Below are 26,664 nucleotides of genomic sequence, written 5' to 3'. Positions count from 1 at the left end.
AAAAGTCGGGTTATTATCGTAGGGATATTTTTCTGAGAGAAGTTTATAGGAATTTAAGCCTATAGTTAGAAATATTATGTTAGAATACAACAGGAGATTTAAACATCAAATAAATAGTCGTTTTTCTGAATTTACCCATACTTGCTAAGTGAGTGTATTTTCAGATTTCTGCCATTTAAAAAGGGAGAGGTTAATTAACGTATGAGAATCTCAGAATTAAAAAGAGAAGCCCTACTTTCTTTGAAAGGTAAATGGGGAGTAGCCGTTTCACTTATGTTGCTCTTGTTCTTGATCCATGTCATTTTACCTTTAATTGTTGAAGTGATCGGAAGCGGTGGGTTTACACAGTGGTTTGCGCAAGAAGAAACACCGGTATGGTCGGATATCTTCGGAACCGTACTATCTATAGCTTTAATCCCGCTGACTATAGCAACAACTTGGTTTTACCTGAATATAGTCAGGAAAGGAAACCCTGATATTCCAGAGGTATTCGCTATCTACAAAGAAGGAAAAACCTCTTTCAAGCTGATTGGGGCATACTTTTTACAAGCTATTTTCCTATTTTTATGGTCATTATTATTACTCATTCCATTTTTCATCAAAAGCATCGCCTATTCGCAAACGTTTTTCTTATTGAAGGATCATCCAGAATACACCGTGCTTGAAGCCATTACAGAAAGCAGAAAAAGAATGAAGGGTTTGAAATGGAAGTATTTCCTAATGCACTTAAGCTTTATAGGATGGGGAATACTATGTATATTCACCTTAGGGATTGGACTTTTATGGTTGGTTCCTTATGCGGGAACAACAATGGCAGCATTCTATAATGAATTAATTGTACCTCAAGATGATTCTGACAACGATCAAATAGAAGCATAAACCCTTGGCCGATAGCAAAATTGCTATCGGTTTTTTTATTGTTAGTAATCATATAAGAGAACAATAATATTGTAGACTACTGCTTTGTTTTAATAAAAAATGGAACGAATCCAAGGGAGTCCTTTGGCTTTTTCTCATATCCTGCCGCAGATCTTATTTCACAGCCATTCATAACCATTCGGTTATGAAATGATGATTGAATTTCTATTATTTTCCTCACGAGAGCGGGAGTATAATGAGATTGAATCGAAAAATAATGGCTCTATGCGCTCAGGAGAGAAACGGAAAAATGAGAAAAACCATAGGAATCAAAGACAATAAAGCAAAGATCAGCACCATTTGGGTAATCAGCATTCTGTTCATAGCGGCCAATCTTCGTGCACCTATTACGTCAATAGGTCCATTAATTAGCCTGATTCGTGATGATACAGGAATCAATAATGCAGTCGCAGGGATGGTGACGACTATTCCGCTGATAGCCTTTACCTTGGTTTCCCCTGCGGCCCCATTGATTGCAAAGCGAATTGGAATGGAATGGACTTTACTATACTCATTACTGCTACTCATAGTGGGATTATTCCTTCGATCGATTTCATCAGTTACGGCTTTAATGACCGGAATGGCTTTTATGGGAATTGCCATTGCAGTTGGGAATGTTCTACTTCCAGGTATCATCAAACAGAAACATCCAGAGAAAGCAGGCATCTTGACTGGTGCCTATATAGCAAGCATGAACCTTTCATCAGCCATCGGTTTTGGAATCAGTATTCCATTAGCCAAAGAAGCAGGCTTAGGATGGCAAGGGTCTTTATTATGTTGGGCAATTCTAGCTATTGCCACATTGATTCTTTGGTTGCCCCAAGTGAAGGGAAAGCGGGGAGAAAGAAAGAATCGCGCTTCAAAATCAACAACATCGATTTTTTCTTTTGAAATGTGGAAATCGCCGACAGCTTGGAACATCACACTCTTCATGGGCTTACAATCATTACCGTTTTATATTTTGTCAGCATGGCTTCCTGATATGTTGATGGCTCAAGGCATGGATCAGGCTAAAAGCGGCTGGATGCTAAGCATTAATCAATTCACTTCGCTTCCGGCAACCATCATCACTCCGATTGTCGCGATGCGCATCTCAAACAGGAGCATTCTTGGAATCATATCAGGGATTTTAATGACCATCGGTATGGTGGGTGTGGGATTCGGTCAGCTTTCGCTGATACCAATTTGTATGGTTTTGATAGGTTTAGGGAACGGTATGGCCATCAGCTTTGCCATGATCACATTCGGATTACGTACGGAAAGTGCACAGCAAGCAGCTGATCTTTCAGGAATGGCACAATCTATTGGATACTTACTTGCCGCGATCGGACCAATCTTGATTGGCTTGATTCATGATCTTACTCATAGTTGGGCATTACCAAAACTGATCCTGATTTTCATTACTGTATTATTAATTATATCCGGTGCCTTTGTTGGTCAAAGGAAACCTGTTTTGAAGAAAATCCAAAAAAGTGATGAAAAGTCTTATAGTATATAATGGGTTTTTAAAATACGTAGAAAGAGGGCGTCCCCGATCGATCTTTTACAAATGAGATACTTTCAAATCGTTGCAAAACATCAACATTTAACAAAAGCAGCGGAAGCATTGAACATCACTCAGCCAGCCCTCAGTAAAATGATTAGTAAATTGGAAAATAGTCTTGGTTATGAATTATTTGATCGAAGAGGCAGGCAAATTCAATTAAATAAACTCGGTGAATCCTATTTGCGAACTGTCGAACAGGTCTTTTTACAATTAAAAGAAGGGGAAAAGGAATTAGCCTACCTGGCAGATAAGCAGGATAAATTAATCTCCATAGCTGTTACCATTCCGAGTATTCTGCCAGAGTTATTAGGCGGTTTTCTAAAGAAACATCCCAATGCCCGATTTAGGCAACATCAGGCTTCCTTCGAACGAATCAAAAAACAGATTGAAATAGGGGAAATAGACGTCGGTATCTCAACAGTACCTGTGATAGGGGAACATATTGAGTGGGTTCCCATCCTGGAAGAAGAAATACATCTGGCCGTGCCCCTTTCCCACCCATTGGCCAATAGAAAGAGCATCTATCTAAAAGAAGTGGAGAATGCTCCTTTCATCGTTATGCCATTAGGTTATGATTTTCGCGATATGACGGAACGATTTTGCAGAGAAGCAGGCTTCTATCCTGATTTTGCTTTTGAAGGAGACGAAACGGGAATCACTCATGAGCTCGTAGAAAAAGGCCTCGGCGTTGCCTTATTTCCATCATTGCTATCAAATGAAAGATTGCATGATTTACAAACGGCAAAATTGAAGATCATTGAGCCTCACTGCTCCAGAACAGTTGGGTTGGTATGGCATAAAAGCCGGCCATGTAATCATATTGTAAAGAGCTTCATTCAATATACGATGGAGTTTTTGGAAGATAAAAAAGATCAGGAAAGAAAAAATGGATTTTAATTCTTGATTCCCCTTTAAAGGTTAAATTGTTAATTTTAAGGTGTATAATAGAAAACTTAGAATGCTATTTAGGGGGATTACATAGTGAGTAGTTTTAATATGGCGGATATGATATACCAATTGTTTTGCCTTATATTTCTAATCCTGATCATAGTAGGTATCGTATCGCTTTTCCGTTCCGTCAAGCAACGCAAAACTAGACTGGATATCATGGAAAAGAAAATGGATGATTTATATGAACTAATTAAAAAGGACAGCGATTGACGGCTACATTCTGTGGCCGTTTTTTCTATGCAAAAGAGTCATTGGGTACAGTCCAATTACCGCTTTGATGGTTGTGAAGGTTAGTCAGGGAATCATCAATTAAAATAGCTAATGAAAAACCCCTGTCTCAGAATTTGAAAAGAAGATAGGTTTTTTTCATCTTTTGAAAGACATAACGAATCATAAAAAGAAATAGGATTTGTTAAAAATAAGCAGTTTTACATGGCGAGATGGTGGAATGCATGACATTTGTTGGGCAAATTGCATGTTAAGGAGTTGGTATAGATGATGCATGGTTTGTGATGGCTTCTTATCTTATAATGGAGTGGGTTAGATATTTAAGGGAAATAAAGAAAATACAAACAAACCATCAAAAATTTACGTACATGAATGATGACCCTATAACTAAGTGTCGGAGATGAAGAATGCTAAACATTCAATCCTTTTGTTAGGTATCTTTGAGAAGTAGGAGGAGTCGGTATCATGAAAGAAATTATTGCTATTAAAGAAGTCACTCAGTTTAAGTCCCGTGCAGAGGAATTTAGTCCATATGCCTGGTGTAAACAGATGTTAGAAAATGATCCTGTGAGCTATCACGAAGGAACAGATACGTGGAATGTCTTTAAATATGAAGATGTTAAGCGTGTTCTTAGTGATTATAAACATTTTTCGAGTGTGCGGGAACGGACTACCATATCGGTTGGAACGGATAGCAAGGAAGGTTCAGCACCTGAAAAGATCAAAATCACTGAAGCGGATCCACCTGTGCATAGAAATCGCCGTTCACTGTTGGCCGCAGCATTCACACCTAGAAGTCTCCAAAACTGGGAACCTCGCATTCAGGAAATTGCAGATGAATTAGTCGAACAGATGGGGGCAGACAAGGAAATTGATATTGTGCAATCATTGGCAAGTCCGCTTCCGATTATTGTCATGTCAGACTTAATGGGCGTTCCCTCAAAAGATCGTTTACTGTTTAAAAAATGGGTAGATATCTTATTCCTTCCCTTTGACAAAGAAAAACAAGAAAAAGTAAATGAAATGAAGCAAGTGGCAGCAAGAGAATATTATGAGTATTTATATCCAATTGTTGTACAGAAACGGTTACATCCAGCTGATGATATCATATCCGATCTATTGAAGGCCGAAGTAGATGGTGAAACCTTTACAGATGATGAAGTTGTGCGTACGACCATGTTGATTTTAGGTGCGGGAGTCGAGACAACCAGTCATTTACTTGCCAATACCTTTTATTCACTATTATATGATGACAATAAAGTCTATGAAGAGTTACGTAATAACCTGGATTTAGTTCCACAAGCCGTTGAGGAAATGCTGCGTTACCGATTCAATTTAACCAAATTAGATCGTACAGTAAAGGAAGATAACGATTTATTAGGAGTAGATTTGAAGAAAGGGGATGTCGTGGTTGCCTGGATGAGTGCAGCAAACATGGATGAGGAGATGTTTGAAGACGCATTCACTCTTAATATACACCGTCCTAATAATAAGAAACATCTAGCCTTTGGAAATGGGCCGCATTTCTGCTTAGGTGCTCCGCTAGCACGAATGGAAGCAAAAATTGCCCTTACCACATTTCTAGAGAAATACTCACATATTGAATCAGTGGATTCGTTTCAGTTGGAAGAGAATCTGACCGATTCAGCGACCGGTCAAACTCTAACTAGCTTACCACTTAAGGCATTCAGTAAACATTAAAAAGAAAAACCTTATGCCATTAACCAGCATAAGGTTTTTTTCGTTTTAAAATTACTACATTGCATACATGTTGAATGGTATGCTGAATGTTACCAAACTCTTTTACCAAATGTGAGTGGATTTCATCGAGGATTTGTACCCGCTTATCTTCGGAAAAACTTGAAAGCCAGGATAATGACCCCACTCTTCCACACCATTCTTCGTTTTTAAATGTCACATCGTAATAGAATTTATATGTATCTGTTAAATCAAATTGATGTTCCTGCCATTCTTTAAACCACTCAACCGGAAAGCCGTTAATAAATTGTTGGACATTCGCTTTAGATCCTGCAGAGGTTAGTTTGCCATCCGGCATATGACGTTTAATGATTTGAAGCGTTTCTTTTATTACGTTACTTTTAGAAACGAATCCTGAATCCATCACTATTAACGTGCCATTTTCTTTAATAATCCGCTTTATTTCATTCAAGGCTGCTTCTCGATCAAACCAGTGCCAAGCCCTTAAAACGGTTACAAAGTCAAAAGTATCACTTTCTAAAGTTGTATCCTCTGAATATCGATTAACATATTTTATTCTACTATTTTCTTGTCTATCAATATTATGCGCTTCTTCTATCAATTCCTTTGATGGTTCAACGCCAACCACCTTAGCTCTCTCCTTAAATAAAGCTCTACTCAAAACGCCAGTCCCAGAACCTAAGTCTGCAACCGGAACATTAGCAAAGTTTATTCCTCTGATTTTTAAGCTCTCTATTAATTCACCAGGTAAATCATTTCTCCATTTAGCATAATCTTTAGCTACTTTTCCGAAATTCACTTTCATTCATTTTCCACCTTCTATTTTTTTTTTGCTCAGACTCAGGTGATCTTTAGTGATAGGATTGAGCTATTAAGAAACAAGCAATTTTGTGTTTATCAAGCTTTATTAACCATACAAAAAGTCATATCAACAAATATTGCCAACCAGTAATAAGTAGAAAGCTAGAAAGAAAATCCCTCATAATAATTACCTTTCAAATACGGATGACAGAATATGTATATCTTTGATTGTATCATAATGGGTAATTATGTAAATGTAATAGGAGTATTTTAGATAGCACCAAAGCTAAAGAGGACGTTAAGTTGAAAAAAATACTTGAGATTTATTTATAATAATGGTTGTTACTGCTTGTTTATTTGGCGAGTCACTAATAGATTAGTAAATTTGATGTTATCGATATAGAAGGAAAGGTAGATGATCTCCAAATGAGCAATAACTTTTAGGAGAAAGGTATTTGTTTAAGTTAAGTGTCTCTAATTTTCACAAGACAAAAAGAGGCGTTGCTGCCTTATCGTACCTGAAATTTAGGAACCTTTTTAATTTGAAATACCTATATATAAAAATTCTTTAGCAAAATATATCCTTAACACATAAGGGTTATTTGATATAGATATTACTTTCATCATTAAGGTTAAGACCATGTTGGTGTAGAATCCAGCAAGTTGAAGTTGGATAAGGAGATATATTTACCGTAACCTTAAGTTGAGTTGGTTAAGCTGTATAGAGTAGTATTAAAAGATAGAATGATTTTAAATTATTTAGCGGGAGCAGTTTTGAATAAATTGTGGAACTAATTGAGGAAGATAACCGACCTGTTTATTTTTTTGTAGAAAGATTAGCAAATTTTAATGAAAATCTAATCAAAATCTTATTCCTTCTTCATTCAGTATGTATACTTTAATAATGGATACGTTGAAGATGCATCATATGTCCTTCCGATTCCACTGTTTATTATTAACAGAAATCTTTCTCTATTACAAAGATGGGGGGAAATCAAAAAGACGTTTTATAAAGCTTGCTACATACAATCATAAATGAGTTAACTAATGAATTATTAGTATATACACTGGATAAACAGAAAGAAATGCAAGTTCCTTTCATTCCTTGTTATGGTTTAGATCATATAGAATGAAGTTAAAACTCTATAATGAGATCTTACTTCAATCATGGAACACCGGTTTTAAAAAGTGAAAGGATGTTATTATGAAATTAAAGTTTCAATTGTCTATTGCCTTTGTAATAAGTGTAATTTTTTTAATTGGATTCAGTATAATGGCATTTACAATAAGTGCATATGAATTCTTGAATTTTGATAGAGCGGTGATTTCCTTCGTTCAAGGCTTAGAGTCTCCGTTTTTAACAACCATCATGAAGGTCTTTACGTTTATTGGTTCATCTAGTTCCATAATTATACTTTCCTTACTTGTATTATTTTACTTGTATAAGGTATTGAAACATCGTTTGGAGCTAGTCTTATTTAGTGCTGTCGTGGTTGGCTCACCTCTCCTCAATTTGATATTGAAACTTTTCTTTCAACGAGCCCGTCCTGATTTACATCGACTCATTGAGATAGGGGGATACAGTTTTCCAAGTGGACATGCGATGAATGCATTCACTTTATATGGTATTCTCACATTTCTACTATGGCGGCATATTTCGCCTATGTGGGGGAGAACTCTGTTGATTTTGTTCAGCGTGATGATGATCCTTACAATAGGAATAAGTAGAATATACTTGGGAGTCCATTATCCTAGTGATATTATTGGAGGATATTTAGCGGGTGGCTGTTGGCTTGCCATTTCTATTTGGGTTTTCCAAAAGCATAAAGAAAGCCAGAAAAACAAAGAGATTAACTAAAGTTAGGACAGGCAATTCAGTAAGAAAGCAGTTAGGGACTAAACTAGTTAGCTGCTGATTATATCAAATGATTGAAATAGTTAGGAGCTTTTAAATGGAAAACTGGATTACGGAATTTATGAATAATTTTGGGTATATTGGAATCTTTCTATTAATAGCATTGGAAAATATTTTTCCGCCTATTCCGTCAGAGGTCATTTTAACCTTTGGAGGTTTTATGACCACGGTATCAACAAATTTGACTATAGTCGGAGTCGTGATTGCATCAACTCTTGGATCAGTGGCAGGGGCTGTGGTACTTTACGGGATTGGTTTACTGATTGATGTGAAAAGGATAGAGAAGTTTGTGGGTAGATGGGGGCATATTTTTCGGTTAACAGTAACTGACGTCCATAAGGCAAATTCTTGGTTTGACAAATACGGAGCGTGGACTGTTTTTTTCTGTAGACTCGTTCCGTTGATTAGAAGCTTAATTTCCATTCCCGCAGGCATGTCTCATATGAGTTTTTGGCTTTTTTTACTATACACAACAACCGGAACATTGATTTGGAACGTGATTCTGGTGAATGTTGGAGCCGCTGTAGGATCTTCATGGGAAGACATCGTAGGGTATATGGACATCTATTCAAACATCGTTTATGCAATACTTGTATTACTGTTTATTCTTTTCGTTGTTTTAATTTTTAGAAGAAATAAGGGAAAAAGAAAGTGATTATAGTAGATTTAAAAAATGATAAAGGACCGTTCAAGTCCGAACTTTCATTACATAATCTTATATAAACATCAGAGGCTGTCATTATGACAGCCTTTTTCTTATGTCATTCGAACGGGAAAGCGGAGAGGATGAGCTTGAACGTAGAATAAAGGGAATGTGCATTGGACAAAATGAGTGAAACGAAAAAGGAATGAGGTTCGGCGCGATGGTTTCTTTTTTCAAAAATAAAGGACAAATGAAGAAACGTGAGAAGCAAAAGATAGATGATAAAGACCAATCTAAAAGTAAAGCACTTGAATATATAGATAGCTCTATTTCAGCCAATCTAGACCATATGAAAAAGAAAACGGGTAACAGCCCGGACATTATTATTCGAACGTTGAAAATCAGTCAAAATCCTGAGATGAAAACGACTATTTTGTATGTGCAGGGTTTGATTGATAATCCAAGCGTTACGGACTTTTTAATTGAATCAATCATGAAAAACCCTCATCTAAAAGAAAAACTACTTCCACAAGAAGCGCTGGACGTGATCTCTGAAGACGTGGTTTCTCTCGGTGGTGTAGAAACTGTTACGGACTGGGAAAAATTATTATTGTCATTATTATCAGGGGATAGCATCATTTTTGTTGACGGCGTAAACAAAGCCCTGGTTGCCAGTACAAGAGGGGGAGAACGGCGTTCCATTCAGGAACCAAGCACACATTTGACGGTTCGCGGTTCAAGAGAGGGGTTTACTGAATCGAATGCAACAAACATCGCCATGTTACGCCGCATTATTAACAGTCCCGATTTATGGATAGAGTCTATGAAAATAGGCACTGTGACAAAGACGGATGTTTCCATTATGTATATAAATGGGATTGCTAAAGAAGGAATCGTCGAGGAGGTCAAAGAGCGCTTAAAAGGAATAAATATAGATAGTATTCTTGAATCAGGATATATAGAACAATTGATAGAAGATCAGGTTATGACCCCATTCCCCACCCTTAATCATACAGAAAGACCTGATATGGTTGCGGGTAATCTTCTTGAAGGAAGAGTGGCGATATTTGTAAACGGAACGCCTTTTGTCTTGGTGGCCCCGGCCTTATTCGTACAGTTTTTCCAATCTGTCGAAGACTACTATAATCGCTTCGACATTGCCTCATTCACACGTTTTTTACGGATCTTGGTTTTTATAATCTCTATAGTGGGACCAGCTGTCTATGTTGCAGCCACAACTTTTCATCAGGAAATGATCCCAACGAAGTTGCTAGTCATTGTTGCAGCGCAAAGGGAAACGGTTCCTTTGCCGGGCGTTATTGAGGCACTAATCATGGAAATAACCTTTGAAATGTTAAGGGAAGCAAGCCTTAGGATGCCAAAGGCGGTTGGTTCGACCATGTCCATTGTTGGAGCATTGGTGATTGGGCAGGCAGCAGTCCAGGCTGGCATCGTATCGCCGGCAATGGTCATCATCGTCTCGATCACGGCGATTGCCAGTTTTGCAACCCCTTCTTATTCCATCGCCATTTCTGCCCGTTTAGTGCGGTTCGTATTTATCATTTGTGCTGGGGTATTAGGTTTTTATGGTATGATTTTAGCCTTTATCGTCCTCATCGTCCATTTATGCAGCCTTCGTTCATTCGGTGTTCCTTATATGTCACCGCTCGCCCCCCTGAACCCGGAAGGATTAGGTGACACATTCTTCAGAAGACCTATGTGGGCGTTCAAAGAAAGACCAAAATTATTAAGCTCCAATAATAATCTGATACGGGAAGGCGATAATCAAAGACCCCTGCCTCCTGCATCGCGGGGAATGAAAACATCTGACAAGAAAAAAGGTGAAGGCAATGAATCGTAAATGGCTAGTTCTGTTATTGATGATGATCGGTACCACGTTCACCTCTGGATGCTGGGATAAAAAAGAGTTAAACGAGATAGCCATCGTCTCGGCAATGGGAATCGATAAAGATAAAGAAGGAAAGTTAGTGGGAACGTTTCAAATCATTAACCCAGGCAATGTTGCGGGGGCTCTTCAGGGAGGAGGCGGGGAAAATCCCGCCATATCCGTTTATAGGGCCACTGGAAATAATGTGCTTGGACTAGATAGTATTGCTTCAACTAAAATTTCAAGAGATATGTATTTCGCTCATGCAAACCTGATCGTCATAGGTGAGGAAATAGCAAAAGAAGAGGGCATTAACGCTATTTTCGATGCCTTTGAGCGCTCCCCTGAATTTAGGGCAACTTCGAGGATCGTGATTGCCCGAGGTGTAAAAGCCAGGGATATAGTCGAAACATTAACGGCAATCGATAAAGTATCAGCTGAAAAAGTCATTAGGACGATTGAATCTTCGGAAAAACAGCAGGGGAGAAGTATCAGTGTCAATCTTCAAGAAGTGATTAAAAACCTTGTGAGTACCGGAAAAGAACCGATAATTAGTGGCTTTACCGTGAAGGGTAACACAGATAAAGAGGATAAAATGGAGAATACTCAGACCTCTGATATTGAGGCTAACCCAAATGCCGCTGGAATAGGTGTTTTTAAAGATGGAAAATTGATTGACTGGCTGGATGGTAATAAGGCAATAGGTTCGATGTGGGTTTTAGATAGGATTGAACATACCAATTTAAACATTGATTGGAATGATAAAAAAGACGCAATCACCTATCAAGTGCAACGCCAAAAAACCAACGTCGCGGCAAAAATGAAAAATGGCAAACCTAAAATGTTGATAAAGGTCCTTGTTGAAGGAGATATCCGCGAGGCAAATGTTCCCGTGAATCTAAACAGTCCGCACGTTCTGATAGACATTGAAAAGAAGTTAGCAAAAGACTTAAAGCAGGTGATGGAAGATGCGATCGTTCGTGCCCAAAAAAATAAATCCGATATTTTTGGCTTTGGTGAAATCATGCACGAATCCCATCCGAAAGAATGGAAAAAAATCGAAAAGGACTGGGACGATGTTTCTTTTGCTAAGCTGGAAGTAGATGTGCAGGTAGAGACTTTCATTCGCCGTACAGGATTACGTAATAAGCCGTATCTTTCAAATTTAAAAAAGAGCGATCAATAATGGAAAGGAAGTGGCATCCTCGTGGAAAAGGCAAAAATCAGCGGCTACCAGCTATTCGTCCTTATTTTCCTGTTTGAAATAGGCAGTGCACTTTTGGTTCCGCTTGCAGGTGAAGCCAAACAGGGCGCTTGGCTAGTCATTCTCATTGCGATGATAGGCGGTTTTTTGTTATTTTTCGTTTATTATGGCCTTTTTCAATACTACCCTGATCAGCTGCTAACTGAATATGTAAGACATATAATGGGGAATTTTTTAGGAAGGATAGTAGCTTTTCTATACATCCTATATTTCATGTATCTTGCAGCAAGAGTGTTGAGGGATTTCGGAGAGACACTGCTTACCTTTGCCTATCCTCATGTTCCGTTATTTTTTGCGAACGCAGCATTCATTTTGGTCGTGGTGTATACGGTTCGTAAAGGGATAGAGGTACTGGCAAGGTCAGGGGAACTATTCTTTGTTTTAGAGAATTTACTTTTCATGACATTCATTCTTCTGATTGTTGTTTCAGGTATGATTCATTTAAACAACTTAAAACCTGTTTTTGAAACCAGTGGGGTAGAGATGATGAAAATGGCCTTTACTGAAACCATATACTTTCCATTTGGCGAAATCATTGTCTTTTTAATGATTTTTCCTTATTTGAACGAACCTCAGAGACTAAAAAAAATAGGTATAGGTAGCTTGGCTGCAAGCGGTATTTTTCTCGCGTTTATTATGGCTTTGAATGTAGCTGTGCTTGGGGTGGACCTTACAACACGTTCGCAATATCCTTTTCTTACCCTCATACAGTCAATTGAGATCGCGGGCTTTTTGGAACGACTCGATGTTTATTTTTTGGTTAAACTCATGATTGGAGGGTTCATCAAGATAAGTGTGTTTACCTATGTAGCAGTAACGGGTACGGCGAATGTTTTCAACATTAAAGAACCTTCTCGGCTGGCTTATCCAGTTGGTTTTGTCATTTTACTAATATCCATTGTGATTTCAAGTAGCTATTCGGAACATATCCATGAAGGGATAGGTGCCGTGCCGATTTATATCCACCTTCCATTTCAAGTGATCATCCCATTGCTTCTCTTGATCCTTGCTTTTTTTAAGAATCGAAAAAAAAGCAAGGCTAACACCAAAATAAGTTCCTAAAAGGTGGAGTTGATGAAAAATGAAAATCTTCGGTATTACGGTTTTGATGCTGATTACTTTAGTGGCCTTTTCTTTAGGCATGGATATTCTTTTAGGGTTTGATTTGGATAATTCCATTAAACATGCCTTTAACCCTTTTCTGGTGAAGGACCCCGCTGAACTTATCCTTTTTCTCGTTCTTCTTTTCCTCCTTTTGTTTAGTTTCTTTTATCGAAAAAAAAAGAAAGGCAACAAAGCCAAAGGACAACAATAAAGATTTACATATTCCCGTTGCTGTACTATAGATGAACTCTATTTCAAATCTTGATTTGAATAAGGGGGTTTGTCTTTTTGCTTTTTTACCACCTCGGATTCCCATTTCATAGTATGATGATAAAATGAGCTTATTTTTCAAATAGAATGGAAAACCACCTTTACATAGATAACAATAGCACAGAGGTCCTCAGGAGGGAGAACGGCATTTTGAATATCAAATTAAATCAAAAAATCATTAAAGATATGTGCGGGACAGTCTCCTTCAAAAGAGGAGATGCTTTTTATCGTGCTAATAAAGTGACATTTGAAAGTTACTGTCCTGATGGTTGTGAAGCAACTGTTAAAGGAATAGAAGATTTCCATGTCTCTATTGAAGTGGATGCTGCCGGAGGCTTTCGCACGAAATGCAGCTGCCCAACGCTTGCTTCTTTTCAACGGGATTGTCAGCATATTGCGGCCGTATTACTGTCGGTATACGAACATCAGCGTCAAGGAACAATTCCTGAAGGTCTAAACGAACCTCAGTCTGACGCTTCAGCAAATATGAAGCTGACAGATGGTTTGCTTACGCTTTTCAATAATCAGCCTGTACGCTCAAGTGGCCATCAGCTCCACTTTGAAAACAGGCAGGTGCTTGATGCGGAGTTTACATGTAAGCCCATCACGATAGGCCAGAGCAGATACATGTTCGGAATTGAAGTGAAGATTGGTTCGGCAAATGTACCAAATCTCAGGGATTTTCTGAAGCAGGTAAAAGAAGGAAAACCTGCCCAAGTGTCCCTTTCATTTCTGTATGATCCTGATCTCCATTGTTTTCAGCGTGAAACAGATGCAGTGATTCAGCAGCTTATCCAAGTGACTTATGATGAACAGGTCTATCTTGACGCGCTTCCGTACAAATCTGACTATACAATGAGCAATCACCTGTTACTCATTCCGCCAACTTCTTTTGAAAGGCTTGTCCCTATCCTTACAATCGCGCCATTGGTGAAGCTTGCGTATGACGGGAATACGTTTGATAGTTTTCAGATATCCGGCGAACCGCTGCCTTTACAGTTTGAATTTGCCGAAAGTGAGGGCAAAGGATATAAACTGAATATTAAAGGGTTGAATGAAATAATTGTGATGAATGCATACAGATCTGTTTTATCTGAAGGAAAATTGGTTCCCCTCGAAAGTGAAGACTGCCAACGTCTCTCAGATTTAAAACAGATGTTGGAAGATTCAGGAATGAATCAAATTCCAATTCATCAGGAGCAATTAGAGTTATTCCTGAAAAAAGTGGTACCAGGTTTGAAAAAACTAGGTGATGTTCATTTCTCAGGGGCCATTTCTGAGCAGTTCGAGAAGACACCATTGATTGCTAAGCTATACTTAGATCGCGTGAAAAATAGGCTGCTTGCAGGGTTGGAGTTTCACTATGAAAATATTGTGATTAATCCTTTGGAAAATCAGGAACTCAAGTCAGTTTCCAAGCTTATAAGAGATATGGATAAAGAGGAAGAGATCCTGCAACTGATGGATGATAGCATGTTTGCCAAGACAGACGGTGGATATTTTTTACATAATGAAGAGTTGGAGTATGAGTTTTTGTACCATGTCGTTCCGAAACTTCAAAAGCTTGTTCAAATATATGCCACGACTGCTGTAAGAAATCGGATTTCCCGAGGGAATGCTGCTCCGCAAATTAGGGTGAAAATCAAAAAAGAACGGACTAATTGGCTGGAATTCAAATTTGAAATGGATGGCATTCCTGAAAAACAAATACGAGAAGTTCTAGAAGCTCTAGAGGAAAAAAGGAAGTATTATCGTTTGAGGAATGGATCGTTGCTTTCCCTTGAGACAAGGGAGTTTGAAGAAATCAATCGTTTTCTGAATGCACTTCCGGTCCAGAATGAAGATTTGGAAAGTCGCTTAAATGTACCAATCGTAAGAGGGCTTCAGCTTCTTGATTCTGTAAATGACAGCAATACATTTACAATAGAGGAGTCATTCCGGAAGTTCTTGGAAAACATCCGCAATCCAAGTAACCTGGAGTTCGCGGTGCCAAAGAGTTTAGAGCCAATATTACGGGACTATCAAAAAAGCGGCTACAAATGGATGAAAATACTTGCTGGCTATGGCTTTGGAGGAATTCTCGCAGATGATATGGGACTGGGTAAAACACTGCAAAGCATCGCATTCATTTTATCCGAGCTTCCAGACATCCGTAAGAAGAAGCTCCCCGCTCTTATTGTTTGTCCATCATCTTTGACATATAACTGGCTGAGTGAATTCATGAAATTTTCCCCGGATATACAAGCCATCGTCGTGGATGGCAATAAAACAGAAAGGTCAAAGATACAGAAGGAAATAACGGGCATAGATGTTGTCATTACCTCATATCCGTTATTACGTAAGGACATTATGTGGTTTGAGAAACAAGATTTTCACACGGTGTTTTTTGATGAGGCACAGGCATTTAAGAACCCAGGGACACAAACGGCACGAGCGGTGAAGAAGATACAAGCGAATCATCGCTTCGCCCTCACTGGTACCCCGGTTGAGAATTCACTAGAAGAGTTGTGGTCCCTTTTTCACGTTGTCTTTCCTGAACTATTCATGGGGTTAAAGGAATACAGTAACCTCTCAAGGAAAAAAATTGCTCGTAGGATCCGGCCATTTTTACTTCGGAGGTTGAAAGAGGATGTATTATCGGAGCTTCCAGAAAAAATCGAGTCTATGGAATCGATGGAACTGCTACCTGATCAGAAGAAACTGTATGCTGCTTATTTGGCAAAGCTGCGACAAGACACATTGAAACATCTGGATAAAAATACACTTCGGAAAAATCGTATTAGAATCCTCGCTGGCTTGACTCGGTTACGACAGATTTGTTGTCACCCCGCCTTATTTGTGGACGGTTATAAAGGAAGCTCAGCCAAATATGAGCAACTAATGCAGATTGTTGAGGAATCAAAGCTTTCTGGAAGAAGGGTACTGATTTTCTCACAGTTTACGAAAATGCTTCAGATCATGGGTAGAGATTTAGCGAATCAAGGGCAGCCCTTTTTCTACCTAGATGGACAAACACCATCAAAAGAACGCGTTGAAATCTGTAATCGATTTAATGCAGGTGAACGTGATATATTTCTCATTTCATTGAAAGCAGGCGGTACAGGTCTTAACCTGACGGGTGCCGATACTGTCATTTTATATGATCTTTGGTGGAATCCAGCAGTCGAGGAACAAGCAACAGACCGTGCTCATCGTATGGGACAGAAAAATGTTGTTCAGGTCATCAAACTTGTTGCCCGCGGCACAATCGAAGAAAAAATGAATGAACTGCAAGAGAAAAAGAGGCATCTGATTGAAGAAATCATCGACCCTGAGGAGAAATCGTCATCTGCTCTTACTGAAGAGGACATTCGGGAAATATTGATGATATAGAGAGCGAGGGCAATTACAGAATGTTTTTGTTTTTAACCAAGGAGCATCACAACCGAATTTTAGGGGCGTACTACCAGTTGTTTTAACTGCTTCTCTTTGTGATACAGTGCTTATTTTATTAGCAATATTAGGTGTTTCTGTTGTCGTATTAACCATTCCACCTTCTTTATTATAGGATCGGTATTTCTTCTATATATGGGGTGGGTTGTCTGGAAAAGTAAACCTTATAATTAGACAAAAAGGCAGAAGCATTAAGTTCTAAAAAACAGATTATGTTTGCTATGTCCGTTATTACTAAACCCCCACGCGATTATTGATACCGTTGGGGTTATTGGAATCAGTTCTCTTAGCTATACCGGGATAGAGAAAATGCGTTAACCGCTGCAACTATATTAATTTCTTGGATTTGGTTTTTCAGTCTGGCTATCGTGGGAAAAAAGGTAGGAGATATCGATACCGATGGGAGATTTATAAACGTAATCAACAAAGTATCTGCAATTATGATATGGATTGTCGCTCTATATATAGCATTCCAACTATACAAAATGTAGTAGGATTTTTAACGGCGTTCCTAGTCAATTATAGTGTTAGCCCAAGAAGGCCGCCCTCCAATTGGCGGCCTTTTATGTTTTACCTATTGAAGGGTAACATGAAATTAGAGAGGGCTCCGGGCGCCACTATGAAAGAAGAAAGCCGATTAAAAAGAAAACAATCAGATCAGGTCATACTGAGAACTGTCATAGACCATGATTCACTGAAGGAATACACTTACTGCTATAACCTTTTCTGATTTTGATCTCCGAAGAAAGGAAAGAGTATATGTGATAAATCCAAACGAACAAAAAGTAAAAAATAATAAAAACCCTATAACTATATAGGGTCAAATCGATTTCTTCATGCCGCACTCTCTGCATTTACGAATATATACATAGTTCTTAACCGAACTTTCAAATTGAGCTTTACCGCAATTGTCACAGCGACCACTAACGATGTCAGGATAATCTGCGTAGTCATAAATAATTGTGGTGTCATATTCCTTTTTTTCTTCTGGAATTTCTTCAGACAAAGTAAAATCACCTTCACTATTTTATTTAACTAATTTATCATACCAAATTTTTATAGCAGTAGGTAGGTAAGTGATAAAACCCAAATCGATTTGTTCTAAATTGATATAAGAACTTTTTATACAAAGAAGGAGTGAAAACTTCTTATGAAACTAGTTTTAAACCTATTGCTGCACCTAACACCATTGCAATAAAAACGACTCTTCTCCAGTCTTTTGATTCACCATATAAAAGCATGCCGATTATTGCTCCACCAGACGCACCAATTCCTGTCCAGATTGCATAAGCCGTCCCCATTGGTAGTGTTTTCATGGCATAAGCAAGAAATAGAAAACTTGCCCCAAATCCGAAAAACAACAGCGCCAAGGATTGCCAATTACGGTCTTTGTGCAATTTATTTATCATCGCAACACCAAACATTTCAAATAGCCCAGCTAAGATTAAAGAGACCCAAGCCATTAGGATTCATCTCCTTTTTCAACATTGTCCTTAGTCACTAGTTTCAAGCCGATTACCCCTGCTAATAACAGTAAAATCAAAAGTGTTTTACTTAATTTAAATGATTCTCCAAAGAATATGATTTCGGAAAAAACGGTTCCTGCTGTCCCCATTCCTACAAATACTGCATATACGGTTCCAACGGGAAGTTTTCGTCCAGCCATTATCATTAAATAGAAGCTGATGATGATAGAAATAACAGTTCCAGTCCAAGTCCAAAAGTCATTTGAGTGTTTTAAACCAATAACCCAAAAAACTTCAAAAAAAGCAGCAATAAATACTTTAATCCAGTTTGTACTCATTAAAAATAACACCTCCAATTTTATTCTTACCAAAAAACAAAAAAAGCCTAAGAGATAACTGTAAAACAGTTTCTCCCAGGCTTTTATCCTTCCGTGACACAGCAAAGCTGTGAGTTTTCTCTCGGACCAGACTAGCACAGACACTTGCTACGGAACCCTAGAAAACATTTAACATATACAATTAAATTATATTATACATACATTTTAAATTTACTCAAGGTTAAAGGGCTATTTACTTTTTCCAATGAATGATGAATCTATTCGAAAAAGGCATCCAAATCCTTTCCAGCCTTCTATAATTACGATAACAGGATGAGGTCAAATAAAATGCTCGAATGAAACCTCAATAAATTACCGCTAATTAAGATTGAAAATTACATACTATCTCAAGTGTTCCAATAAAAATGCACCTGATAAGTACCAACACGTTGGTCTTATCAGATGCATTTATAGTCCTGCCTTACTCTTATATTAGTCACTCACTGACTGATTTCGAGGATTGACTTCTTTTATATGAGAAACATAACTATGCAAAATCATCCCAATAATAACGATAAAGATGCCGAACCACGATAAAGGAGAAGGGGATTGTAAAGATAAAAATAGTAATTCCCCGGCAAGAGCAAAAAGGACTTCCATTGATTGTGTGGCTTCAACGGAAGCTAACTTCTGCATATTTCCCCTTACCAAATCGGTCGCTTTGAAAAAAAGGACCGTTGCAATAACTCCAGAAAATAGTGCTACCAAAAGGGATTGAAAACTCTGCATTTTCGTTGGTGCTCCTACCGTAAAAAAACCATACAACGAAAGTAAGAACCAGAATGGCATACTCGCTAAAGTCATCCCTAACACACGCTGATATGCATCTAAACGTCCTTGAGACACTTCCATCATTTTGCGGTTCCCTAAAGGGTATGCAAATGAGGCGATGACGATTGGGATTACGCCCAACCAGAGATTTGCCATAGAAATATGCTTAGTGTGTTCTAGTTGCATAAGTATGATCCCAAACAGAATGATAAGGGACATGAGAAGACCTTTCAAAGAAATCTCTCCTCTTTTCCTTACGAGTCCATCTTGTGTTTGAACATTTTCAAAAAATAACGGAGCAAGTAAAGCACCTGAGATAATCGTGATTTGCCAAGTGCCGGCGATTAGCCAGCCAGGTGAGTAGGCAGATGCAAAGCATAAGGGGGCATAGAACAATCCAAACCCTACAAAACTCCAAAGCAACCAAGGCCCTGGTCGTTCTCTCATCACCTGCAAGAGTGGTCGGAGGTTTTTTCTACTTAGGACGATACATACTAGAAAAGGAACCATAAAGATATATCGAAGCGAAGCACTCCATATCCAACTTCCACCAGATAATTCCATTGACTGATTTAACACAAACGTAAATGCAAAAAAGAAAGCAGAGCAAATACCTAATATAATTGGTCGCAATCGACTCACCTCAATCTGTTTTATGAGCCAATAATTAGCCAAGGCCTCTGAAGTATGGCAATCGTTTCGGCTTTCTTATGATTAGAAAAGAATTTAGAACATACCTTTTACGAGATTCAAACCATAAAAGTTTAGGGTTGGAGAAAGGAACCAGGTTGTCATGTTTTAACGTACTTTCCCTTCAAGAGCTAATGAGGAGCTTTGTTACGGAAAGATAAGGTGAATATTCTAAATATTAAATCTAACAATCATACTAAATTGTCCTTCAGTTATACAAAAAAATCAACTGCATTCTTTAAGACTGTGAATATGTCTTCTGCAATATTCGACATAAATTATATCTTTAAATAAGAGTATTGACGTTTGGATATGGAAAAAATTAATATGCCAATTTTATGTTTAGTATACAAAAAATGCCTTATTTAAACCTTTAAAATAGCATAATAGCGCTATTTATAGAGGATTTATTGAGATATAAGATAATAATCATATAGAGGTAGATAATATACGAAGATACGAGAATTGACGAATTTGGGAGGGAGTGGTATATTTATAGGAGTGCAAATTATGTCGAATGTTGACGAAAAGTATAGATGTAAAATTTGAAAGAAAATTAGTGAGGTAAATAAAAATGAAATCTACAGGTATTGTACGTAAAGTTGACGAATTAGGACGGGTAGTAATTCCTATCGAATTACGCCGTACTCTAGGAATTAAAGAGAAAGATGCTTTGGAAATCTACGTAGAACAAGAGCGTATAATCCTTCAAAAATACAAAGCAAACATGACTTGTCAGGTAACGGGCGATATATCTGATGACAATATGAAACTTGCAAACGGTAAATTAATACTTAGCCGTGAAGGTGCTGAACTTCTAATTAAAGAAATTCAAGCAAGCTATGAAACTGCTAAATAATTCATTTTAAATAAAAAGCATTCAAGTGTAGAGAAAATTTTATTTTCTCTACACTTTTTTCATTTTAAATGGAGAAGTAATAAAAATAATTAGATTCTCGAATAAAACCAATTTTTTCATAAAGTTTTTGTGCATGGCCGTTATCCTTATCTGTCTCAAGCGACACTCCTTTTGCACCAGTTTCTTTTGCAAAAGAAATAGCGGCTTTTAATAACTTCTCACCAAATCCCTTTTTGCGAGCATTTCCCTTCACAAATAAATCGTTTAACACCCATGAGCGCATCATGCTCACTGATGAAAATGAAGGATATAATTGAACAAAACCAATAGGGTTATCCCCATCAAAGGCCATAAAAATGACCGACTCTTCGTTCGTTAACCTTTCCTTTAAAAACTCCCTTGCACCCTCAAGATTTGACGTTTGCTCATAGAACACTCTGTATAAATCAAAAAGTTCTGTTAAGGAATCAAGCTCATTTAAAGTAGCTTTTTGAATACCCATGTAATGAACCTCCAGTGTTTATTTTATAGAATACTCTTAATTTACCATTTATTGATAAGTGGCTGTGAATAAACTTATCCGTTGAGGTCTTGTTGACCTATAAGAAAAAAGGGTCTGTGTTAATGGATATTTTGTTTTCGGTTTCTTCTTCCTATAGAAACAAGTGCGAAAATTAGAAACAACATACCTAAACTAACTCCTATTAACATGGCGTTTTCAAAAATGTTATTCAACGCCAATCCTCCAAAAATACTTGAAATGAATAACATTAAAAACATAACTGGATAATTCCTCAATGCATACAACTCCTTTCCAATATTATAATCCATATATAGGAATGAACGTTATATGTTTGAAAAAAAGCTTCTGCACCAAAGAACACGTGAAAAATCTTAAACACAACTAATAAGCTCTATTGTGATTCCTTGGTAATGTATATTTAGAAGTTTTTGTATGGTGAAGAGGGATTAAGTAAGGGGATTTAAATGTTTTTGATAGACAAATAAAATGACCAGAAGAATTTTCTGCTGGTCATTGTTGTTGGTGAAAATCATTCTAAACGATTCATCGCATAATGCTTCATAGATTGGATACTTCTTTTTTGACGTATGTTCGAAATTTCGTATCTGTTAGAAATTTAAGCTGAAACGCATTCATATTTTTGGATAGTTTTGCTTGTTCAATAGAGGTTAAATCGTTTGCAAAAAATGCAAGCTCTGTTTGGTTATTATCTTTATCCTTCGCATACATCGAAATCGTAAGAACAAAGGCAGTAGAGCCTCCCTTTTGACCTGCATGAACAAGCCACTCACGATTGCTTGGACTTTTCATTAACTGTTCTAATACCGGATCGAGATACACATAAACGTTTTTATCAAAGTGCGTCTTGCTATTTAGTTTTTTCATTATGGAGACATAGTCTTCTGTAGTTGCTCGGGGCAAACGATCAGACCAATTTTTTTGAAAATCACTACCCATCATTTTCATTGCTTGTTTCTTTTCCTTATCTGTTGGGGGGTGAGTCTGCCACTTATTGTGAATAGCAATCGCCCGATCACGGTATTCACCTTTGTCCATATTTTTCAGGGCCTTTAGGGTATCTTGTTTAGATAATTTTTTTTCTTTCATAAGTTGGTCAGGTATGAACAGCGAACTTACAATGGGATACATTGGCTCATGACTGGTAATGCCTAAGCTCTCTGGAACATGATTGATGTTTTGAAGGCTAAGCATAGTTATTAAGTAATCTGTATTCGCATTAGAACTGTAAGCAATCATTCCATCTACTACTTCACTTAAAGGAACTCTATCTATCTCTTTATCCTTTTTGACCTGAGTAATCCATGCCTCATGTGCTCCCCCGTCTGTTTTAGAAACATAAAATCTGTCTATGTCGGCTAATTTCACTTCTTGCTCTGGATTGATTTGCCCCACTGCCGCCTGTTGTGCATATTCAATGGCTACGATGATTTTGACGGTGCTTGCTAATGGAAGCAGGGTGTTGGCATTAACATTTACCCATTTCTCATCATTAAGATGGATGGATAAAGAAACGTTCTTATTCTCTGCATTCTCCTTGATAAACTGAACTATATATTCTGGATCCTCTTTGTTGATATCCTTCTTAAACATCCACATCCCAATTCCAAGAATCAAACATAGAGATAGTCCAATACCTCCGATTAAAAAGAGTAATATTTTCAAAATAACACCTGCCTTTTTACATATAAATACATATACGACTGCTCAATGATTAGGTTTCATTTTACTTATGAAGAACTTTTTAAGCATGTAAGCAGTGAGATAGAATAAATAAAATTGCCGGGTCTATGAAGTAGCTCTAAATAGTATACCTGCAATATCAAGGCTGCTGCGCCAGCCTTTTTGGTTTGGATTCGAAAAGAAAAGGTAGTCAGAGAAGATATGTAGGCATAAAGGATTTATTGGTAAGGATAAAGAATGTAATAAAGGTACTATTGTTAAGTTTTTTATGAAAACACCAGGAGGAAATAAAGATGGAAGCAAGATACCCAATAGGGAAGTTTCAGTTTGAAGGGGAGATAACGAAAAGTGTGACTGAGGGCTGGATAAAGGAGATTGAGGCTTTGCCTGGATTGTTGCGAGAGGCTGTACGAAACATGGATGAAGAACAGCTTGATACGGCTTATCGTACGGACGGATGGACTGTTCGCCAAGTCGTGCATCATCTTGCGGATAGCCATATGAATGCTTATATTCGCTTTAAATTGGCTCTTACGGAAGATAATCCTGTCATTAAGCCTTATGATGAGGGAAAATGGGCAGAGCTACCTGATAATAAATTGCCGGTTGATATTTCGCTATCCCTACTTGAAGCGTTACATATACGCTGGGCTAACCTTTTATATAGTATTAATTCAGCTGATCTAAAAAAAACATTTATCCATCCGGATTCAGGAGAAGTTTCAGTAGGTGAAAATATAGGTATTTACTCGTGGCATGGTCGACATCATCTTGCGCATATTACTTCTTTATCGAATCGTAAGGGATGGTAAATGGATCTGTTGGAAAGTAAAGAGTCATCAACTGTTTTCTGTGATAAAAACACATTGGGTAGAATCCAACCGCAAATATTGATCTGCATGCTTAAACAATTTGAATGAGGAGGAATTACATATGCTAGCAGTAATAGAAAAAGTTGAAGGTGGAAATATCGCTCGCTTTGAACGTCTACTAAAGCATTCAGTAGAACAGGTCTGGGCTGTTTTAACAGTAAATGATAAGTTGGAAAAATGGATGTCGAATCTTGAAATTGAGGAACTTCGTAAAGAAGGGACCATAAAATTTAATATGAATGATGGGACTGGCTCATTTATTGATATGAAGATAAGAGACTTCCAAGAACATTCCGTCCTAGAATTCGAATGGGGTGACGGTTGGGTTCGTTTCGAGTTATCCCCTAAAACTGAGGGTTGTTTATTAGTATTAAAAGAATCTATCCGCACAATAAGTGACCATACATCAAAAGATTTGGCAGGATGGCATGTATGCCTCGATATGCTGAGTACATTATTGAATGGTCATTATATGGACTTTCCTAAGGGTGAATGGGAAAAATGGCATGAGAAGTATATTATCGTAGTCAATCAGATTGAAGGATAAAAAGAATGTGATATCGAATTTGAAGTCATTCCTACAGTTGAAAAATATATGTAAAAGGAGAGGGTTTATGTATGTCACTTAAAGTGGAACTTACGAGATTTAAGGTTAAGCCTGGGAAAACGGCGGTTGTTGACCAATGGATGAAGCTATTAAATGATAATATGAGTAGTGTTTTATTAACACTTAATGATGAAAAAATGTATGTAGAGACTATTTTTCGAGAAGAGATTGAAGGGATTGAATATCTTTATTGGTACTCTGTCCAAGGTGATGTTGGAATCGAGGTTCAAGATTCGAATCACGAAATTGATAAGAAGCACTTAGAATACTGGGAAGAATGTATAGATAATGAATGTCGACCTGTTGATTTAAAAACCGAAGTGATAATGATACAGGAAAGTGTTCTTTCTACGATGAAGTAGACAGAGCTTTTAATAGAAACGGCTTTTTAGAAGTCGTAGTTCAGAAAAGGAAATATTCCAGGGGGGATTCTATGTGGGAGAAACAGTATGTGCAGTCCACTCAGTCCTCTAAATGCCAAATTGAAAGAGATTTTCTCCATTTTAAAGTCTTCTAACCCTACATATTATTTTATTTTTTAAACAACTTTCGGAAATATCCAATTTCATAGTGTTAAAAAAGACCGACACATATCTCAGTGTCGGTCTAATTTATGTAATTAAACGTACGCATTAATTGTTCTTATCATTTTCAGAATGCATTTCTTGTTTGATTTCATTCATCCTGTTTTTTCCCCACTCATACATCATTTCAACAATTGGCAGTAAAGTCATTCCAAGTTCAGTCATGGAATATTCAACTTTTGGAGGAACTTCAGGATAAACTTCTCGGTGAACAACACCATCTTCTATAAGTTCACGCAATTGATTCGTTAACATTTTATGAGATATTTTTGGGAAAAGTCTTTGTAAGTCACTGAATCGGTGTGTGCCTTCTACACCTAAATGCCATAGAATAACGATTTTCCATTTGCCGCTGAAAATTGATAAAGTAAGTTCTTTTTCGCAATTATAATAGCCATTTAAGATTTTTTCTTTGATTTCATCTCTTAATGTTTCTGACATGGATATTTAACTCCTTTTTTATTTTACCAGTAACTTTTAGGTAACCTCCGCACATAAAAGTGCGTTCTTCACAACGTTTATAACCAGCGCTACAATATGAGTAGTCAGACAGACAATCTATTTCAATTATTAGGAGGAAGACATATATGAGTAAAAAAGCATTACTTATTATACCACCAGAACGTTTTAATGAAGATGAATTATTTCAACCAAAAGAAGTATTAGAAAATGCAGGCGTTACAGTAACGATTGCAAGTACAAAGACAGGTGAGATTACTGGTGACTATCAAGGTAAGGCAAATGCTGAAGTGATCTTTTCTGACGTTTCAGCTAGTGATTTTGATGCTATAGCTGTAATTGGAGGATCTGGTACGAACGATCATCTATGGGGCAATCAAGAATTACAAAGCTACTTGAAACAAGCTCATGAGCAAAAGGTTCTTGTCACAGGAATTTGTGCAGGATCTATAACTGTGGCTAAAACAGGTTTACTTTCTGGACGAAAAGCAGCATGTTACCCAGTTGATGTCCAAATTGACGAATTGAAAGCTAATCATGTTGAATATGTGGAACAACATGTTGTTGCACATGATGATATTATCACAGGTGACGGCCCAGATGGAGCTAAAGAATTTGGTGAAAGCTTAGCTGCAGCATTACGCTAAATCTTTTGCTTACAACATAACTCGTATTATTCCCCATGTGAAACCCTTGGATTCTATAGAATTCAAGGGTTTTTCCATTAGGGGTAAGGATGATAGAAGAAATACTGTATCTCGGCAAACAACTGCTTCATCTGAAGAGATTGGCATCGTCGATGGAGGAACAAGCGGCTTCAGCCATTGAATTTGCTCAATATACGAATTAGCTTACACAATTAATAAATGACTTAGAGGATATGTTGGGAGAATTTTAGATGAAGAAATAGCAGATGGCCATATAGGTTTTAAAAAGGGGGAAACCACTATAGTGGTTTCTCCTTTTTCAAACCGGAATAGTGGAATCTATAGATCTTATTAGAAGATATGTGAAATGTAGTAGGTAACTAACCATGATTCAAAGGTCTAGACTTCTCTCTTTAGTGGACATTTTTA

Annotated in this window: 26 protein-coding genes, 1 pseudogene and 1 riboswitch; of the genes and pseudogenes, 18 read left to right on the top strand and 9 right to left on the bottom strand. The window is 37.5% G+C overall.

All coding sequences use genetic code 11. The features are described from left to right. The first annotated feature begins 201 nt into the window (after nt 1-201). The 5 genes from NST21_RS21945 to NST21_RS21925 all read left to right on the top strand — a co-directional run bounded on the left by NST21_RS21945 (nt 202) and on the right by NST21_RS21925 (nt 5,344). Nucleotides 202-879 carry a DUF975 family protein gene (locus NST21_RS21945; protein ID WP_340891230.1) on the top strand — a complete coding sequence of 226 codons (678 nt, stop codon included), beginning with the start codon at nt 202-204 and terminating at the stop codon, nt 877-879. 289 nt (nt 880-1,168) lie between these two features. Next, nucleotides 1,169-2,416: a CynX/NimT family MFS transporter gene (locus tag NST21_RS21940; RefSeq protein ID WP_340891228.1), complete on the top strand. Its 1,248-nt coding sequence runs from the start codon at nt 1,169-1,171 to the stop codon at nt 2,414-2,416. Between the two features lie 36 nt (nt 2,417-2,452). After that, entirely contained in the window at nt 2,453-3,361 is a 909-nt protein-coding gene (locus tag NST21_RS21935) for a LysR family transcriptional regulator (protein ID WP_340892599.1), read from the top strand. An 84-nt stretch (nt 3,362-3,445) separates the two neighbouring features. Then, nucleotides 3,446-3,625 carry a DUF4083 family protein gene (locus NST21_RS21930; RefSeq protein WP_056521610.1) on the top strand — a complete coding sequence of 60 codons (180 nt, stop codon included), beginning with the start codon at nt 3,446-3,448 and terminating at the stop codon, nt 3,623-3,625. A 480-nt stretch (nt 3,626-4,105) separates the two neighbouring features. Continuing rightward, nucleotides 4,106-5,344 (top strand): cytochrome P450, encoded by a 1,239-nt coding sequence (locus NST21_RS21925; protein WP_340892598.1) that lies wholly within the window; start codon nt 4,106-4,108, stop codon nt 5,342-5,344. A gap of 19 nt (nt 5,345-5,363) precedes the next feature. On the opposite strand, the gene NST21_RS21920 is transcribed toward NST21_RS21925, so the two are convergent. Beyond that, nucleotides 5,364-6,167 (bottom strand): class I SAM-dependent methyltransferase, encoded by an 804-nt coding sequence (locus tag NST21_RS21920; protein WP_340891224.1) that lies wholly within the window; start codon nt 6,165-6,167, stop codon nt 5,364-5,366. Between the two features lie 1,200 nt (nt 6,168-7,367). Here NST21_RS21920 and NST21_RS21915 point away from each other — a divergent pair. From NST21_RS21915 to NST21_RS21880, 8 genes and pseudogenes are all read left to right on the top strand, one after another. Then, the gene (locus tag NST21_RS21915; RefSeq protein ID WP_340891223.1) at nt 7,368-8,021 is read left to right on the top strand and encodes a phosphatase PAP2 family protein; all 654 of its coding nucleotides are present in this window, start codon (nt 7,368-7,370) and stop codon (nt 8,019-8,021) included. 94 nt (nt 8,022-8,115) lie between these two features. Next, nucleotides 8,116-8,733, top strand: coding sequence for a DedA family protein (locus NST21_RS21910; RefSeq protein ID WP_056521618.1), 618 nt, complete (start codon nt 8,116-8,118; stop codon nt 8,731-8,733). A gap of 208 nt (nt 8,734-8,941) precedes the next feature. After that, nucleotides 8,942-10,582 (top strand): spore germination protein, encoded by a 1,641-nt coding sequence (locus NST21_RS21905; protein WP_340891220.1) that lies wholly within the window; start codon nt 8,942-8,944, stop codon nt 10,580-10,582. After that, nucleotides 10,572-11,795: a Ger(x)C family spore germination protein gene (locus tag NST21_RS21900; RefSeq protein ID WP_340891218.1), complete on the top strand. Its 1,224-nt coding sequence runs from the start codon at nt 10,572-10,574 to the stop codon at nt 11,793-11,795. Before NST21_RS21905 ends, NST21_RS21900 begins: the two co-directional genes overlap by 11 nt. A 21-nt stretch (nt 11,796-11,816) precedes the next feature. Beyond that, nucleotides 11,817-12,935 carry a GerAB/ArcD/ProY family transporter gene (locus NST21_RS21895; RefSeq protein ID WP_340891216.1) on the top strand — a complete coding sequence of 373 codons (1,119 nt, stop codon included), beginning with the start codon at nt 11,817-11,819 and terminating at the stop codon, nt 12,933-12,935. Nucleotides 12,936-12,954: 19 nt separating this feature from the next. Continuing rightward, a complete protein-coding gene (locus NST21_RS21890; protein WP_340891215.1) occupies nt 12,955-13,188 on the top strand; it encodes a hypothetical protein in 234 nt (77 codons plus the stop codon). A 209-nt stretch (nt 13,189-13,397) separates the two neighbouring features. Beyond that, nucleotides 13,398-16,619 carry a DEAD/DEAH box helicase gene (locus NST21_RS21885; protein ID WP_340891213.1) on the top strand — a complete coding sequence of 1,074 codons (3,222 nt, stop codon included), beginning with the start codon at nt 13,398-13,400 and terminating at the stop codon, nt 16,617-16,619. A gap of 13 nt (nt 16,620-16,632) precedes the next feature. Further along, a pseudogene (locus tag NST21_RS21880) lies at nt 16,633-17,170 on the top strand (LysE/ArgO family amino acid transporter); the annotation flags it as partial. 329 nt (nt 17,171-17,499) lie between these two features. Here the strand turns inward: NST21_RS21880 and NST21_RS21875 are convergent. The 4 genes from NST21_RS21875 to NST21_RS21860 all read right to left on the bottom strand — a co-directional run bounded on the left by NST21_RS21875 (nt 17,500) and on the right by NST21_RS21860 (nt 19,926). Beyond that, nucleotides 17,500-17,685 (bottom strand): hypothetical protein, encoded by a 186-nt coding sequence (locus NST21_RS21875; RefSeq protein ID WP_053347445.1) that lies wholly within the window; start codon nt 17,683-17,685, stop codon nt 17,500-17,502. 142 nt (nt 17,686-17,827) lie between these two features. Beyond that, nucleotides 17,828-18,142, bottom strand: a complete 315-nt coding sequence (locus NST21_RS21870; RefSeq protein WP_053347444.1) for a DMT family transporter — start codon at nt 18,140-18,142, stop codon at nt 17,828-17,830. Next, nucleotides 18,142-18,483, bottom strand: coding sequence for a DMT family transporter (locus NST21_RS21865; protein WP_057214620.1), 342 nt, complete (start codon nt 18,481-18,483; stop codon nt 18,142-18,144). Before NST21_RS21865 ends, NST21_RS21870 begins: the two co-directional genes overlap by 1 nt. 70 nt (nt 18,484-18,553) lie before the next feature. Beyond that, nucleotides 18,554-18,655: riboswitch (guanidine-I (ykkC/yxkD leader) on the bottom strand. Nucleotides 18,656-18,954: 299 nt separating this feature from the next. Beyond that, on the bottom strand, nt 18,955-19,926 hold the full coding sequence (locus NST21_RS21860) for a DMT family transporter (RefSeq protein WP_340891209.1): 972 nt from the start codon (nt 19,924-19,926) through the stop codon (nt 18,955-18,957). Nucleotides 19,927-20,557: 631 nt separating this feature from the next. Here NST21_RS21860 and NST21_RS21855 point away from each other — a divergent pair. Beyond that, nucleotides 20,558-20,842 carry an AbrB/MazE/SpoVT family DNA-binding domain-containing protein gene (locus NST21_RS21855; protein ID WP_053347441.1) on the top strand — a complete coding sequence of 95 codons (285 nt, stop codon included), beginning with the start codon at nt 20,558-20,560 and terminating at the stop codon, nt 20,840-20,842. Between the two features lie 64 nt (nt 20,843-20,906). Here the strand turns inward: NST21_RS21855 and NST21_RS21850 are convergent, their stop codons facing one another. The 3 genes from NST21_RS21850 to NST21_RS21840 all read right to left on the bottom strand — a co-directional run bounded on the left by NST21_RS21850 (nt 20,907) and on the right by NST21_RS21840 (nt 23,048). Further along, nucleotides 20,907-21,344 carry a GNAT family N-acetyltransferase gene (locus NST21_RS21850; RefSeq protein WP_340891203.1) on the bottom strand — a complete coding sequence of 146 codons (438 nt, stop codon included), beginning with the start codon at nt 21,342-21,344 and terminating at the stop codon, nt 20,907-20,909. 119 nt (nt 21,345-21,463) lie between these two features. Beyond that, nucleotides 21,464-21,640 carry a hypothetical protein gene (locus tag NST21_RS21845; protein WP_340891201.1) on the bottom strand — a complete coding sequence of 59 codons (177 nt, stop codon included), beginning with the start codon at nt 21,638-21,640 and terminating at the stop codon, nt 21,464-21,466. A 283-nt stretch (nt 21,641-21,923) separates the two neighbouring features. After that, nucleotides 21,924-23,048, bottom strand: coding sequence for a serine hydrolase (locus NST21_RS21840; protein WP_340891199.1), 1,125 nt, complete (start codon nt 23,046-23,048; stop codon nt 21,924-21,926). Between the two features lie 311 nt (nt 23,049-23,359). On the opposite strand from NST21_RS21840, the gene NST21_RS21835 reads away from it, so the two are divergent. The 3 genes from NST21_RS21835 (at nt 23,360) to NST21_RS21825 (ending at nt 24,907) form a co-directional block, all read left to right on the top strand. Then, nucleotides 23,360-23,878: a YfiT family bacillithiol transferase gene (locus tag NST21_RS21835; RefSeq protein ID WP_340891197.1), complete on the top strand. Its 519-nt coding sequence runs from the start codon at nt 23,360-23,362 to the stop codon at nt 23,876-23,878. 121 nt (nt 23,879-23,999) lie between these two features. Further along, nucleotides 24,000-24,485, top strand: a complete 486-nt coding sequence (locus NST21_RS21830) for an SRPBCC family protein (RefSeq protein WP_340891195.1) — start codon at nt 24,000-24,002, stop codon at nt 24,483-24,485. A gap of 71 nt (nt 24,486-24,556) precedes the next feature. Further along, nucleotides 24,557-24,907: a DUF6176 family protein gene (locus NST21_RS21825; RefSeq protein ID WP_340891194.1), complete on the top strand. Its 351-nt coding sequence runs from the start codon at nt 24,557-24,559 to the stop codon at nt 24,905-24,907. A gap of 270 nt (nt 24,908-25,177) precedes the next feature. Here NST21_RS21825 and NST21_RS21820 read toward each other — a convergent pair whose 3' ends face one another. Continuing rightward, nucleotides 25,178-25,570 (bottom strand): winged helix-turn-helix transcriptional regulator, encoded by a 393-nt coding sequence (locus NST21_RS21820; protein ID WP_340891192.1) that lies wholly within the window; start codon nt 25,568-25,570, stop codon nt 25,178-25,180. 146 nt (nt 25,571-25,716) lie between these two features. On the opposite strand from NST21_RS21820, the gene NST21_RS21815 reads away from it, so the two are divergent. Continuing rightward, the gene (locus tag NST21_RS21815; RefSeq protein WP_252432012.1) at nt 25,717-26,235 is read left to right on the top strand and encodes a DJ-1/PfpI family protein; all 519 of its coding nucleotides are present in this window, start codon (nt 25,717-25,719) and stop codon (nt 26,233-26,235) included. Nucleotides 26,236-26,664 lie beyond the last annotated feature (429 nt).

Source organism: Peribacillus sp. FSL K6-1552 (assembly GCF_038005205.1).
GTDB classification, from domain to species: domain Bacteria; phylum Bacillota; class Bacilli; order Bacillales; family DSM-1321; genus Peribacillus; species Peribacillus butanolivorans.
Note: the sequence above shows the minus strand (reverse complement) of the source record. Positions and strands in the feature narration are given on the sequence as shown.